Source organism: Streptomyces sp. NPDC050625, from assembly GCF_040654755.1.
GTDB lineage: Bacteria > Actinomycetota > Actinomycetes > Streptomycetales > Streptomycetaceae > Streptomyces.
Genome location: NZ_JBFAIQ010000050.1, coordinates 22,591 through 37,032, shown reverse-complemented (window position 1 = coordinate 37,032; position 14,442 = coordinate 22,591). Strand labels below are relative to the sequence as shown.

Sequence of the window (14,442 nt, the reverse complement as noted above, 5' to 3'; positions counted from 1 at the left end):
GCTCTTCGAGCAGGGGGGACCCCCAGGCGGCACGGGTGGGCGATGGGGGTCCCCCCTGCTCGAACGAAGTTGAGAGCTTGGGGGAGGCACCCCGCTACGCCGGGCTGCGCAACCCACCCCCGCCCAGCACCAACCCCGGGCACCCGCACGACGCGCCCGACCTCACAGCGCCGCCCAGCCTCACAACGCCTTGAGTGCCGCCGCAGTGGCCCGGGTCAGCGCCTCCAGATACCCCTTCGGCAGCTTCGGAGCGCGGATGACGACCGACCGCCAGTACAGCGGCCCGGAGATCAGATCGAGCGCCAGCTCCTCGTCGACACCCCGGCGAAGCTCACCCCGCTGCTCGGCCGCCGCAATGATCTTGCTGGCCACGCCCTCCTGTCCGTCACGCAGCGCCTTCTGCATGGCCTCGGCGATCTCGGGATTGCGGGCCGCCTCGGCCTGGAGGTCCGGGATGATCTGCGAGGCGACGGGATGGCGCAGCGCGCGGGACGTCACCTCGTACAGCAGCCGCAGGTCGCCCTCCAGGGAGCCCGTGTCCGGGACGGGCAGGCCCAGCACCGCGAGCGCCGAGACGACGTCGAGGACCAGGTGCAGCTTGGACTTCCAGCGCCGGTAGACGGCGGTCTTGCCGACACCCGCGCGGCGCGCGATGCCCTCGATGGACATCCGGGCGTAGCCGACGGACGCGAGCTCCTCGAAGACGGCCGCCCGGATGGCCTCGGTCACGTCCTCCCTGAGCACGGCCGCCCCGGCGGGGGTCCGTCGGCGCGGGCGCGTCTGCGGCTCGTCGGCGTTCGTCGTCATGGCGTCAAGCATAGGGCGTTACGACGAAACGGTTGCGTTCCGACGTCGATTGGGCCTACGCTCCCGTTGCGACGATACGGTCCCGTCCCGACGTAAGAAAACGTGAAGAGACGCGTAAGGAAACACCGGGGGCGGACCCGCCGACCGGACGCACGCACCCCCACTCCCCCCGAGCGAAAGCAGCGGATGTGAGCCAGGTCCTCGACACACCGCCTCCGACACCGGCCCCGGCCGAAGACCTCGCGGCGCTCGCCGCGCGCCACGGGCTCTCGGTCAGCGGCGCGCGCCCCACCCTGCCCGAGTACGTCCGGCAGCTGTGGGAACGGCGCCACTTCATCACCGCCTTCGCCACCGCCAAGCTCACCGCGCAGTACAGCCAGGCGAAGCTCGGCCAGCTGTGGCAGGTCATGAACCCGCTGCTGAACGCGGCGGTGTACTACTTCATCTTCGGTGTCCTGCTGGGCACCAAGCACGGTGTGCCGGACTACATCCCGTTCCTGGTGACGGGCGTGTTCATCTGGACCTTCACCCAGAGCTCGATCCTGGCGGGCACCCGGGCCATCTCCGGCAACCTCGGCCTGGTGCGGGCGCTGCACTTCCCGCGGGCCGCGCTGCCGATCTCGTTCTGCCTCCAGCAGCTCCAGCAGCTGCTGTTCTCGATGGCGGCGCTGATCGTCATCCTGCTCTGCTTCGGTGTGCCCGTCGCCGCCTCCTGGCTGCTGGCGCTCCCGGCGCTCATCCTGCAGTTCACGTTCAACGCCGGCGTCTCGATGATCATGGCCCGGATGGGCGCGAAGACCCCGGACATCGCCCAGCTGATGCCGTTCATCCTGCGGACCTGGATGTATGTCTCCGGCGTCATGTGGAGCATCGACAAGCTGACGAAGAAGGACCATCTGCCGCACCTGCTGACGGTCGCCCTGGAGACCAATCCGGCCGCCGTCTACATCGACCTCATGCGATACGCGCTGATCGACAGCTTCCACGCCCATCAGCTGCCCCCGCACGTGTGGGCGGCGGCGTTCGGCTGGGCCCTGCTCGCCGGGGTCGGCGGCTTCATCTACTTCTGGAAGGCTGAGGAGACGTACGGCCGTGGCTGACAACGTGAACGACCGCATTCCCGGGAGCGGGATCCCGACCGTCGTCGTCGACGGCGTCGACATCGTCTACCGGGTCAACGGCACCGGCGCCGGACGCGGCTCCGCGACGGCCGCCCTGAACCGGATGCTGCGCCGCAAGCAGGCGGAGAAGGCGGCGGGCGTGCGCAAGGTGCACGCGGTCAAGAAGGTCTCCTTCGTCGCGTACAAGGGCGAGGCGATCGGTCTGATCGGCACCAACGGCTCCGGCAAGTCGACGCTGCTGAAGGCGGTCGCGGGGCTCCTCCCGGTGGAGAACGGCCACATCTACACCGACGGCCAGCCCTCCCTCCTCGGCGTCAACGCGGCCCTGATGGGCGATCTGACCGGCGAGCGCAACGTCTTCCTCGGCGGTCTGGCCATGGGCATGTCCCGGGAGGAGATCAGGTCCCGCTACCAGGACATCGTCGACTTCTCCGGCATCAACGAGAAGGGCGACTTCATCACCCTCCCGATGCGGACGTACTCCTCCGGCATGGGCGCCCGGCTGCGCTTCTCGATCGCGGCCGCCAAGGACCACGACGTCCTGCTGATCGACGAGGCCCTCGCCACCGGCGACCGCTCCTTCCAGAAGCGCTCCGAGGAACGGATCCGCGAGCTGCGCAAGCACGCGGGCACGGTGTTCCTGGTCAGCCACAACAACAAGTCGATCCGGGACACCTGCGACCGGGTGCTGTGGCTGGAGCGCGGCGAGCTGCGCATGGACGGGCCGACGGAGGACGTCCTCAAGGAGTACGAGGCGTTCACCGGCGACAAGGGACCCAAGAAGGCACCGCCGAAGCAGGCGGCGCAGCCGAAACCGGCGGCGGAGAAGGTCCCTCTTCCTTCCTGAGCCCCTCCACCGGCACACCTGAGCCCCTCCACCGGCTCAAGAACTTTTATCCCTTTCATCCTCTCAATGACACTATGGCGGGAAAGGTGCGGCCGGAGACGACAAGGCGAAGGAGTCCACTGCGATGCCCGAACTCAGCGTCGTCGTCCACGGCCCGAACACCCAGGACCGGCTGACCGCGCTCCTCGACTCGCTCGACGCCCGGCCCCTCCCGGACGCCGAGGTGATCGTGGTCGCGGTCGGCGACTGGGCCAGGGAGACGGCCGAGGGGCACGCCCCGGAGACGGTGGTGCTGCCCCTGCCGGACGGTACGGGCGACGCGGCGGCCCGGGCCGCGGGAGCCGCGCGGGCCAGCGGCCGCTGGCTGCACTTCGTCCACGCCAAGGACGGCCTGCCGGCCGGCGCCGTCCGCATGATCGCCGAGCGCGCCGCGGAACTGCCCGACACGGTGGACGTCCTGCTCTTCGACCATGTCGCCACCACCTGGCAGACGTCCGGCACGGCATCCGGCGACGGCCGCGTCCTGGCCCGCGCGGGCCGCGCCGACCTCGCCCTCGACGACGCGGCCGACCTGCTGCGCATCACCCCGCTCCTCGGCAACCGCGCCCTGCGCACGGAGTTCTGGCGGGCGCACGAGCGGCGACTCGGCCGCGACGACGAGCCGTACGTCGCGTACGCCACCCTCCTGGACGCGGGCCGGGTCGCCTGCCTCAACCAAGTCGCCTACGAGGACCGCCGGTTGCGCCCGGAGAGCCTCCCGCCGCTCACACCCGAACGGCACTACGCGCTCATCGAGCGGTACGAGACCCTCCTGCCCCGGGTCAAGGAGCGTCCCGCCGCCCGCGCCGTCCTCTACGACGTCATGGTCCGCGACCTGCTGCGCACCTTCGCCCGCGCGGACATGCCCGACCCGGTGGCCCGGGAGTTCTTCCGCCGCTCCTCCCTGGCCGCGGTCCGCTGGCGCCCCGAGGGCCACCACCGCCCGGCAGGCGTCGAAGGCATCCGCCGCGGCCTCCTCGAAGAGGGCGCCTACACCAAGTACCGCGCCTTCCAGGCCGCCAACCGCACGCGCCGGGCGGCCAGGTCGGCACTGCGGACCCGCAAGCGGCAACTGGGCGCGAAGCTCCGCGACCACCGGTACCGCCGGGCACTGGACCGCCCGGTCGACCCCGACCTGGCCGTCTTCTCCGCCTACTGGGACCGCGGGGTCGCCTGCAACCCCGCCGCGATCGCCGCCAAGCTCGCCGAACTCGCCCCGCGCATCCACCCGGTGTGGGTGGTGACCCGGGACAACGCACCGCTCCTGCCGCCCGGCACGGACCATGTGATCCCCGGCACCCGCCGCTACTGGGAGGTGCTGGCCACCGCCAAGTACCTGACGAGCAACGTCAACTTCCCCAACACGGTGGTCAAACGCCCCGACGCGATCCATCTGCAGACCCATCACGGCACCCCCCTCAAACGGATGGGCCTGGACCAGATGCAGCACCCGGCCGCCGCCAAGGGCATGGACTTCGCCGCGCTGCTGGCCCGCATCGACAAGTGGGACTACAGCGTCTCCGCCAACAGCCACTCCACCCGCATGTGGGAGCGCGCCTATCCCTCCCGCTACGTCTCGCTGGACTACGGCTATCCGCGCAACGACGTCTTCTACTCCGCCACCGCGTCCGACATCCGCGCGATCCGCGCCCGCCTGGGCATCGCCCCCGGCGCGACGGCCGTCCTCTACGCCCCCACCCACCGCGACTACGAGGCCGGCTGGACCCCCCGCCTCGACCTGGCCGCACTCGCCGACCGCCTGGGCGAGAACACCGTCCTGCTGGTCCGCGGCCACTACTTCTACGGCGGCGCGGCCTCCCCCCTGGCCGGTCTGCGCCGCACGGGCAGAGTCGTGGACGTCTCGTCGTACGACCCGGTCGAGGAGCTGTCCCTGGCCGCCGACGCCCTGATCACGGACTACTCGTCGATCATGTTCGACTACGCCAACCTCGACCGCCCGATCGTCATCTACGCCGACGACTGGGAGACGTACGCGACGACCCGCGGTGTCTACTTCGATCTGATGTCCGAGGCACCGGGGCAGGTGGCCCGCACCCAGGAGGAACTGGCGGAGATCTTCACCTCCGGCGCGTGGCGCGACGAGACCGCGACCAAGGCACGGGCGGTGTTCCGGCGCCGGTTCTGCGAGTACGACGACGGGCGCGCCGCCGAGCGCGTCGTACGACGGGTCTTCCTCGGCGAGAGCGAGGAGTCGCTGCCACCGGTCGTCCCGGTGGAACGACGCACACCGGCACCGACCCCCGAGGAGGCCGCCTCATGAACCCCGACGTCACGGTGACGGTGATCGTCCACAACGACGCGGCACGCCTGCCCAGGGCGGTCGCCTCGGTACGCCGCCAGACGCACCGCAACCTGGAGATCGTCATCAGCGACGACCACTCCACGGACGAGACCCCGTCGGTGGCCAGGGAGCTGGCGGCCCAGGACCCCCGTATCCGCTCCATCCGACTGCCGGAGAACAGCGGCGGCTGCAGCGCCCCGCGCAACCGGGCCCTGGAGATCGCCCGGGCACCGTATCTGATGTTCCTGGACAGCGACGACGAGCTGCCGGCGAACGCCGTCGAACTGCTCCTGGCCGCGCACCGCGAGCGCGAGGTCGACTTCACGATGGGCGCGGTACGGCGCATACGGGTGGACAGCGGCCACCGCTCGACCTGGATGCCTCACCTGGTGTCCGCGCGCCGGACGCTCAAGGGCATAGCGGCGGACCCTCGGCTCCTCTTCGAGCACCTGTCGACGAGCAAGATGTACGCGCGAGCCTTCCTGGACCGCCACGACCTGCGCTTCCCGGAGGGCATCCACTACGAGGACCAGCTGTTCTCGGCACAGGCGTACTGCCTGGCGCGGGCGTTCACGATCATCCCGGACCCCGTGTACCTCTGGTACATAGCCCCGTACGAGACCGGGGACACCGCGTCGATCTCCAACCAGCGGCACAAGCTGAGCAATGTCGGCGACCGCGTCCATGTCCAGCGCCTGATCGACGACTTCCTGGCCGAGAGCGGGCACGCGTCGCTGCGCGAGGACAAGGACTACAAGTTCCTCAAGCACGACTTCCGGATGTACGCCGGGGACCTGCCCCACCGGGACGAGGAGTGGCTGCGGTCCTTCGCCGGGATCGTGACGCCGTACCTCGACACCCTGACACCGGCCGCGTACGCCCGCCTGCCCCGCCCGGAACGGGTGGTCCTGCAACTGGTCCGCGACGGCCGCCTGCCCGAGGCACAGCTGGCTGCGCGCGGCCTGGGCCACGGGGTGGCACCGAGGCGGGTGACGACGGACGGGGCGGACGGCGGCACGTACTGGGGCGACCGGATCCCCGCCTCGGCCGAGGCCCGCCGCGAACTGGACGTGACGGACCTGGAGCTGGACACCCGCCCCTTCCCGAGCGCCCAGTTCCGCCACGAGATCACCGAGATCACCCGCGGCCCTGGCGCCTCGCTGGACCTCGCGATCCGCAGCTACGACCCCGGCCTGCGCCTCCCGCCGGGCCCGCACCGCGCGAGCATCCTGCTGGCCACGGGCCGGCGCCGGCTCACCCTGCCCTTCCGGCTGGCGCCCGTCCGCCCCGGCGTCTTCGAGGGCCGGGCCCGACTGGACCTGTCGGTGGCCCCCGTCCCCCTGCACGGCTTCGCCGGCACCCGTCACCCGTTGCTCCGCATCGAACACCAGGGCCTGGCCCACACGGGCCTCCTCCTGGCCCCGCTGAACTTCCCCTCCCTGACCGCGCGCATCGACTACCACTCCGGTGCGGCCCCGCACCGGGTCACCGTCGAGCCCGAGGACCGCGGCCCCGGCCGCCTCCAGATCCGCTGGTGCCCGGTGGGCGTGACGGCACGGGTGATCCGGCCGGTCGTACGGCGGGTGGCGCGGCCGCGGGTGCGGCGTGTGGTGCGGCTGGTGGCGAGCGCGCTGAGATGACGCGGGCCGGTGGCTCCCGGCTCGGGTGAACCGGGCCGGTGGCTTCCCGGCTCGGATGACGCGAGCCCATGGCCTCCCAGCCCGGATGACGCGAGCCCGCGGCCTCCCAGCCCGGATGACGCAAGCCCGCGGCCTCCCGGCTCAGTGCCGTACCGCGTACAGCACCTGGCCGCCCGGCCCCTGGGCCACCGCCCGCAGCCCCGTGTCCCGAAGGGCGTTCCCGGTGTCCACCACCCATCGCACCCCGTACTCCCGTGCGATCCGCTGCCGCTCGCTCTGTGGCGTCCCCGCGGCGAAGTAGCGCCGGACCGCGGCAGTGCGCCGCCCCTCGTCCGGCAGGAAGACATCGGGATAGCCGGGAGCGACGGTGTACGGCCCGTAGGCGGGGATCTGCCGGGCCGGGAACGTCCGGGCCATGACGACGTCCCCGTACTTCACCCACGGCGTGATCCACCGGTACCCGGCCCATGGAGCCCGGTACTCGGCCGCGACCACGCCCGGCAATGCGCTCTTCGGTACGACGTACCCCACCGTCCCGACCTGTGTCCACGCCCCCACGGCCAGCGCGGCGGCCAGCACACCCGCCCACCCGGTCCGTACCGCCCGCGTGCGCCCCCGCACCGGCAACACCTCCAGCGCGGCGGCGAGCTGAGCCGGGATCAGCGCGGCGGGCAGCGCGCGCCCCCACGAGTAGTGACCGCTCGCCCCGCCCAGGACGAACACGGCCACGCCCAGCACGAAGAAGATCACCAGGGGATCCCGGTGGTTTCGCCGCCACCGCAGCACCAGCGCGACCACTCCGAGCAGCACCAGCCCGAACCGTCCGGGCAGCTGCCGGTACAGCGACCGGTGGATGGCCTCCAGGTCCGCGCCGGCCGAGAAGAGCGAGAAGAAGTCGTAGTACGGCCACGCCCACAGCACCACCAGGCCCAGTGCCACCCCGGCACCCAGCCGCAACAGCGCCTGCCGGCCCGGTCGCGCCGCGGCCACGGTGGCCAGGGCGCCCAGCGAGGCCACGACCCCGGAGAACTGGTGGACCAGCAGGATCACCGCCCACAGCACGCCGAGTCCCAGCCACGCCGCCCAGCCCGCGCCGGTGCGCAGCGCCCCCGTCAGCCATGCCCACAGATGGAAGGAGAGCCCGAGCGCGAACACGCTCGGGTACGACACCGTCAGCGCGAGGGAGTTCAGCCCGAGGAAGCCGCTCCAGTTGAACAGCGCCGGCCCCCACAGGAACAGCAGGCACAGGAGGGCGAGCGCGGGCGCGGCCCGATGCGCGCTCAGCGTCCGGACGTACCGCCACACCCCCGTGACGAGCAGTGTCAGCCCGGCGACCGCGCCGATGCGCAGCACCACGAACACCGACAGTCCGGTGATCCGGGCGATGCCGCCGAGCACCAGCATCCACGGCGAGTAGTACGGGCTCGGGGTGTCCGTGTCGACGAGCGGATTGCCGGGGTGCAGGAGGCTGTGCCGCAGGCGTTCCACGGTGGCCGCGTGCATGCCGAGATCGCCCGCCCAGGGGAGGCGGACGATCACCAGGAGCAGCAGGACCAGGACGAGCGCGGCGGCGGCCTGGAGCGCTCTGCCGGCGGTCGCCGCGGTGCTACGCGGCTCGGCGCGCATCCTGCTGGAAGACCCAGGTGCGGTAGACGAGGAAACGGAACGCGGATGCGAGGACGATCGAAAGCGCCTTGACCATGTTCGACTCGAAAGGCCCGTGCAGGCCGAGGCCGTGATATCCGGCGTAGAACAGACCGCTTTCCATGACGACACCAAGGCCACTGAAAACGAAGAACAGTACGATTTGCCGCCGGGTTCTGGAGGCCCGGTCACGGTAAGCAAAAAAGCGGAAGCCCACGTAATTCGTGGCCATGGCAATACAGCTCGCCAGCACCGTGGCGACCATCGCCCGCCAGCCCAGGCCGTGCAGCAGCAGATTGAACACCAGGAAATTGACGAGCACGCCGCTGCCGCCGACGACCCCGAATTTCACCACTTCGAGGACGACTCGGGCGACCGGCCGGGCATCCGGGGTGGGGGCCGGGGCGGGGGCCGGGGCGGTCACTGCCGGACGGGTCTCGGTTAGGTTCACTGTCACGCGGCAGACCTTATCCGAAACACCACGATTAGCAGGAAACGGTAAATTCGTCGCCCGGTTTTCCCTAAGCGACGGCAAGAACAGAACGGGAGCGCACACGGAAACGGGGGCGCCCCGGGCCATGACGGCCCGGGGCGCCCCCGTCCAGGTATCGCCTACGAATGCGTGCGCAGCAGCGTCCGCATCGTCCGCATGGCCACCGACAGGTTGGCCAGGTCGAAGGAGTCCGAGCTGCGGATCTCCTCCAGGGTGGTGCGCGCCCGGCTCAGGATGGCGCCGTTCTTCTGCTCCCAGGCCTTGAAGCGCTGCTCGGGAGTCGAGCTGCCGTTGCCGACGGCGAGCACGTCCGAGGTGAGCGCCGCGTGGGCCGCGTACAGGTCCTCGCGGATGGAGGCGCGGGCCATGGACTGCCAGCGGTCGGCACGGGGCAGCTCGATGATGCGGTCCATGAGCTGGGCGATGCCGAGGCGGTCGGCGAGGTCGTAGTAGACCTCGGCGACCTCCAGCGGCTCGTTGCCCGTGCGGTCGGCCACCGAGACGATGTCCAGCGCCGGGAAGGCGGAGGAGAAACCGGCCACGCGCGTCGCCAGCTCGTCCGGCACACCGGCGCCGGACAGCTCGTCGTACACGTGCTGGTACCACTCCAGGTCCGCGCCGCGCAGCAGCTTCGGCATCTGCTGCCAGACCTGCTCGACCCGCTCCGAGAAGAAGTCGACGGTCTCGGCGAGCGCCAGCGGCTGCGGCCGGTTGTTGAGCAGCCAGCGCGTACCGCGCTCGACCAGACGGCGCGAGTGCAACCGGATCCGGGTCTGGACGGCGGCCTCGACCTTGTTGTCCAGGCCCTCGACCGCGTCCCACACGGGCGCCGAGCGGAAGATCGCGCGGGCCACGGTCTGGGCGCGGACGATCTCCTCCAGCGACGCGCCGGTCTCCTCGCGCAGCCGGTGCAGGTACGTCGTACCACCCGTGTTGACCGTGTCGTTGACCAGGACGGTGGTCGTGATCTCACGGCGCAGGGGGTGGCTGTCGACCCCGTCGGCGAACCGCTCGCGCAGCGCCGTCGGGAAGTACGCGTGCAGCAGAGTGCGCAGATACGGGTCGTCCGGCAGCGAGGTGTGCAGCAGCTCGTCGGCGACCGTGATCTTCGTGTACGCCAGCAGGACGGCGGTCTCCGGGCTGGTCAGGCCCTGCCCCAGGTTGAGCCGCTCGCGGATCTGCCGGTCGGTGGGCAGGAACTCCAGGGCCCGGTCGAGGTGGCCCGCGCGCACCAGGTGGCGGATGAACCGCTGCTGGGCGTGGAGCATGTCCTTGGACTGAGCCAGCGCGTTGGCGATCGCCACGTTCTGCGCGTAGTTGTTGCGCAGCACCAGGGCGCCGACCTCGTCGGTCATCTCGGCGAGCAGCTTGTTGCGCTGCTTCACCGTCATGTCGCCGTCCGTGACCAGACCGTTGAGCAGGATCTTGATGTTCACCTCGTGGTCGGAGGTGTCCACACCGGCGCTGTTGTCGATCGCGTCGGTGTTGATCCTGCCGCCGTGCGTCGCGAACTCGATGCGGCCCAGCTGGGTCAGGCCCAGGTTGCCGCCCTCGCCGACGACCTTGACCCGCAGGTCCTTGCCGTCGACGCGGATCGCGTCGTTGGCCTTGTCGCCGACGTCGGCGTTGGACTCGGTGGAGGCCTTGACGTACGTACCGATGCCGCCGTTCCACAGCAGGTCCACCGGCGCCTTGAGGATCGCCTTCATCAGATCGGCCGGGGTCACCTTGGTGGCGCTCACCTCGATGCCGAGGGCCTCGCGGATGTGCGAGTTGACCGGGATCGACTTGGCGCTGCGCGGGAAGATCCCGCCGCCCGCCGAGAGCAGCTCGGTGTTGTAGTCGGCCCAGCTGGAGCGGGGCAGCTCGAACAGACGGCGGCGCTCGGCGTAGGAGGTGGCCGCGTCCGGGGTCGGGTCGATGAAGATGTGCCGGTGGTCGAAGGCGGCGACCACGCGGATGTGCTCGCTCAGCAGCATGCCGTTGCCGAACACGTCACCGGACATGTCGCCGATGCCGACGACCGTGAAGTCCTCGGTCTGCGTGTCGACGTCGAGCTCGCGGAAGTGCCGCTTGACGGACTCCCAGGCGCCGCGGGCGGTGATGCCCATGCCCTTGTGGTCGTAGCCCGCGGAGCCGCCGGAGGCGAAGGCGTCGCCGAGCCAGAAGTTGTACGACTGCGCGACCTCGTTGGCGATGTCCGAGAACGTCGCCGTGCCCTTGTCGGCCGCGACCACCAGGTAGGTGTCGTCCTCGTCGTGCCGGACGACGTCCGCCGGGGGCACGACCTCGCCGGCCACCATGTTGTCGGTGATGTCCAGCAGCGCCGAGATGAAGGTCTTGTAGCTGGCGATGCCCTCGGCCAGCCACGCGTCCCGGTCCACGCTCGGGTCCGGCAGCTGCTTGGCGACGAAGCCGCCCTTGGCGCCGACCGGCACGATGACGGTGTTCTTCACCATCTGCGCCTTGACCAGGCCGAGGATCTCGGTACGGAAGTCCTCACGCCGGTCGGACCAGCGCAGACCGCCTCGCGCGACCTTGCCGAAGCGCAGGTGCACACCCTCGACGCGCGGCGAGTACACCCAGATCTCGTACGCCGGGCGCGGCGCCGGAAGGTCGGGGATCGCCTGCGGGTCGAACTTCATCGACACGTAGTCGTGCGGCGTGCCGCCCTGCGCCTCCTGGAAGAAGTTCGTGCGCAGCGTCGCCTTGATGACGGTGAGGAACGAGCGCAGGATGCGGTCCTCGTCGAGGCTCGCCACCTGGTCGAGCGCGGCGTCGAGCTCTTCGAGGAGCGCGTCGACGATCTCCAGCCCGGCGCGCTGGCGGTCCGGGGACATCCGCGCCTCGAAGAGGGAGACGAGGAGCCGGGTGGTGTGGACGTTGGTTCGGAGGGTGTCCTCCATGTAGTCCTGGCTGAAGGTGGAGCCGGCCTGCCGCAGGTACTTGGCGTACGCGCGCAGCACCGTCGCCTGCCGCCAGGTCAGCCCGGCGCCCAGCACGAGGGCGTTGAAGCCGTCGTTCTCCGCCTTGCCGGTCCAGGTCGCCCCGAAGGCCTCCTGGAAGCGCTCGCGGCCGTCGTCGCCGAGGTAGTCGCCGTTGCCGCCGCCCAGCGACCTGGGGATGCGCAGACCGAAGTCGTAGATCCAGGCGGTCGTCCGGTCCGCGCAGCGCAGCTCGTACGGCCGCTCGTCGATCACCTCGACGCCGAGCCGGCTGAGGACCGGCAGCACGGCGGACAGGGAGATCGCGGCGCCCTTGCGGTAGATCTTGAAGCGGCGCTCGTCGGGGGCGGCACCCACCGGCTCGTACAGGCTGAACGAGAAGTCGTTGCCCTGCGCCTCGCTGATCCGCTCCAGGTGGACGAGGTCGGCGACCGCGGCACGCGGGGTGTGGTCGGCCTTGTAGCCCTCGGGGAAGGCGTTGTTGTAGCGGCGCAGCAGCTCGGCGGCGCGCTCCTCGCCCAGCTCGGCGTTGAGCGCCTCGGCGAATCCGTCGGCCCAGGAGCGGGCCGCCTCGACGAGTCGCGCCTCGATGCGCTCCTTGTCGCCGTCGCTGAGCTGGGGCAGCTCGGTGCCCTGCGGGACGCGGATGACGAAGTGCAGCCGGGACAGGATCGACTCGGTGTTCCATGCGGTGAAGTCGACGCTGGTGCCGCCGAGCTCCTCCTTCAGGATGTCGATGATCCGCAGCCGGACGCCGGTGGTGTAGCGGTCGCGGGGCAGATAGACGAGGGCGGAGTAGTAGCGGCCGTACTCGTCCTGGCGCAGGTAGAGGCGCAGCCGCCGCCGCTCCTGCAGATACAGGACGGAGGTGGCGATGGCGCGCAGCTCGTCGGCGGGCGTCTGGAAGAGCTCGTCGCGCGGGTAGGTCTCCAGGATCTGCAGCAGGTCGCGTCCGTCGTGGCTGCTGGGCAGGAACCCGGCGCCCTTGAGCACCTCGTCGACCTTGCGCCGGATGACCGGCACACGGCGGACCGACTCGGTGTAGGCGGCGGAGGAGAACAGGCCCAGGAAGCGGCGCTCCCCGATGACGTTCCCGTCCTTGTCGAACTTCTTCACGCCGACGTAGTCGAGGTACGACGGCCGGTGCACGGTGGCCCGGCTGTTGGCCTTGGTCAGGACGAGGAGCTTGTGCTCGCGGGCCTTGGCGCGGGCGTCGGCCGGGAGCCGCTCGAAGGAGGGGCTGACGGGGTGGCTCTCGTCGGTCGCGTGGTGCGGGTCGGAGCGCAGTATGCCGAGCCCGGTGCCCGGCACCGCCGCCAGCGAGTCGTCCTCGCGCAGCTGGTACTCGCGGAATCCGAGGAAGGTGAAGTGGTCGGCGGACAGCCAGCGCAGCAGCTCGCGGGCCTCCTCGACCTCGGCGGCGGGGAGGTCGGCGGGGAAGGCCTCGCCGTCGAGCCCCTCGGCGATGCGCAGCGCCGCGTCCCGCATCTTCTCCCAGTCCTCGACGGCCTCGCGGGCGTCGGACAGGACACGCAGCAGATCGGCGGTGATCTGCTTCAGGTCGGCGCGGTCGGTCTCACGGTCGATCTCGACGTGGATCCAGGACTCCACGTGCGCGTCGTGCGGGAGGTCGCCGCCGGCCTGCGGGGCGGGCAGCACCTCGATGAGCTTGCCGGTGAGGTCGCGCCGGACGACGATCTGCGGGTGGATGACGACGTGGATGCCGCGGCCCTGCCGGGTCAGCTCGTTCGTCACGGAGTCGACGAGGAAGGGCATGTCGTCGGTGACGACCTCGACGACGGTGTGGCTGCAGGTCCACCCGTTCTCTTCGACGGTCGGGGTGTGGACCCGCACATTGGCCGTGCCCTGGGGACGGCTCTCGGCGAGACGGTAGTGCGAGACCGCGGCTCCGAAGACATCGACCGGGTCGCGGTCGGAGAGGTCCTCCGGGGCGGTGTGCAGGTAGTAACGCTGGAGGAACGCGAGCACGGATGCCTGGTCCGGGGTGCCCGGGGTGCCCTCGCTCGTCGTCCCAGTCGGTAGGTGCCCCCCGACCGGGCTGTTCTCAGCTACCCGGGCGGCCCGTTCGAGCAGCTCGGCCTTGGCTTCGTCCAGCTTGGTCTGCATTGTCCTCTGGCTCCTGTCGCGCGCCGTTGCGTGACGTAGAAGGAAGTACGGTCCCTTCCCCTGCGGCTCGACGCCACGGCCCGGGGTGTCCGGTCCGTTCCGACGCTATGCCGCAGGGTGAGATGAGCGGGGGGTATTCAGCCATTCTCGACACGCCCACCGGATGTGACGCTGCTCTCCGCGACGTCCTGGCCGGGGGTGTGTGTGGCGCCTCGGGGGCACTTGCGCCCCCGTCCCGCCCGGGAAGACCAGCGATCGCCGCCCGGTCACGGATGTCGTCCGTGTTCACCGGGCGCAAGGCAGGGGCGACGGTGCCCCCGCGAGCTATCGCGCTGATCACGCCACAAGGCTATCGCTCATTACCCGGGGCCCGTCATGAGCCGTATGTGTACAAAACCAGGGGTCGAAGTTTGACGTTCTGCACAGGGGCGGAGACGCCGGGGGAGGCGTATCCGCGCCGTCGGCGACCGGAGCGAC

8 protein-coding genes are annotated in these 14,442 nt (G+C 70.7%); 4 read left to right on the top strand and 4 right to left on the bottom strand.

Features of this window, described 5'->3' with window-relative positions:
- Positions 1 to 180 precede the first annotated feature (180 nt).
- Entirely contained in the window at positions 181 to 807 is a 627-nt protein-coding gene (locus tag AB0I54_RS44885; RefSeq protein WP_363302157.1) for a TetR/AcrR family transcriptional regulator, read from the bottom strand.
- A 188-nt stretch (positions 808 to 995) separates the two neighbouring features.
- On the opposite strand from AB0I54_RS44885, the gene AB0I54_RS44880 reads away from it, so the two are divergent.
- From AB0I54_RS44880 to AB0I54_RS44865, 4 genes are all read left to right on the top strand, one after another.
- Positions 996 to 1,907, top strand: coding sequence for an ABC transporter permease (locus AB0I54_RS44880; protein WP_363302155.1), 912 nt, complete (start codon positions 996 to 998; stop codon positions 1,905 to 1,907).
- Positions 1,900 to 2,775 (top strand): ABC transporter ATP-binding protein, encoded by an 876-nt coding sequence (locus AB0I54_RS44875; protein WP_363302154.1) that lies wholly within the window; start codon positions 1,900 to 1,902, stop codon positions 2,773 to 2,775. The genes AB0I54_RS44880 and AB0I54_RS44875 overlap by 8 nt, the downstream gene beginning before the upstream one ends.
- 124 nt (positions 2,776 to 2,899) lie before the next feature.
- On the top strand, positions 2,900 to 5,095 hold the full coding sequence (locus AB0I54_RS44870; RefSeq protein WP_363302152.1) for a CDP-glycerol glycerophosphotransferase family protein: 2,196 nt from the start codon (positions 2,900 to 2,902) through the stop codon (positions 5,093 to 5,095).
- On the top strand, positions 5,092 to 6,756 hold the full coding sequence (locus tag AB0I54_RS44865; protein ID WP_363302151.1) for a glycosyltransferase family 2 protein: 1,665 nt from the start codon (positions 5,092 to 5,094) through the stop codon (positions 6,754 to 6,756). The genes AB0I54_RS44870 and AB0I54_RS44865 overlap by 4 nt, the downstream gene beginning before the upstream one ends.
- A gap of 141 nt (positions 6,757 to 6,897) precedes the next feature.
- On the opposite strand, the gene AB0I54_RS44860 is transcribed toward AB0I54_RS44865, so the two are convergent.
- From AB0I54_RS44860 to AB0I54_RS44850, 3 genes are all read right to left on the bottom strand, one after another.
- Positions 6,898 to 8,382, bottom strand: a complete 1,485-nt coding sequence (locus AB0I54_RS44860; protein WP_363302150.1) for a hypothetical protein — start codon at positions 8,380 to 8,382, stop codon at positions 6,898 to 6,900.
- A complete protein-coding gene (locus AB0I54_RS44855) occupies positions 8,363 to 8,857 on the bottom strand; it encodes a GtrA family protein (RefSeq protein WP_363302149.1) in 495 nt (164 codons plus the stop codon). Before AB0I54_RS44855 ends, AB0I54_RS44860 begins: the two co-directional genes overlap by 20 nt.
- 155 nt (positions 8,858 to 9,012) lie before the next feature.
- Positions 9,013 to 13,965 (bottom strand): NAD-glutamate dehydrogenase, encoded by a 4,953-nt coding sequence (locus tag AB0I54_RS44850; protein WP_363302148.1) that lies wholly within the window; start codon positions 13,963 to 13,965, stop codon positions 9,013 to 9,015.
- Positions 13,966 to 14,442: the final 477 nt, after the last annotated feature.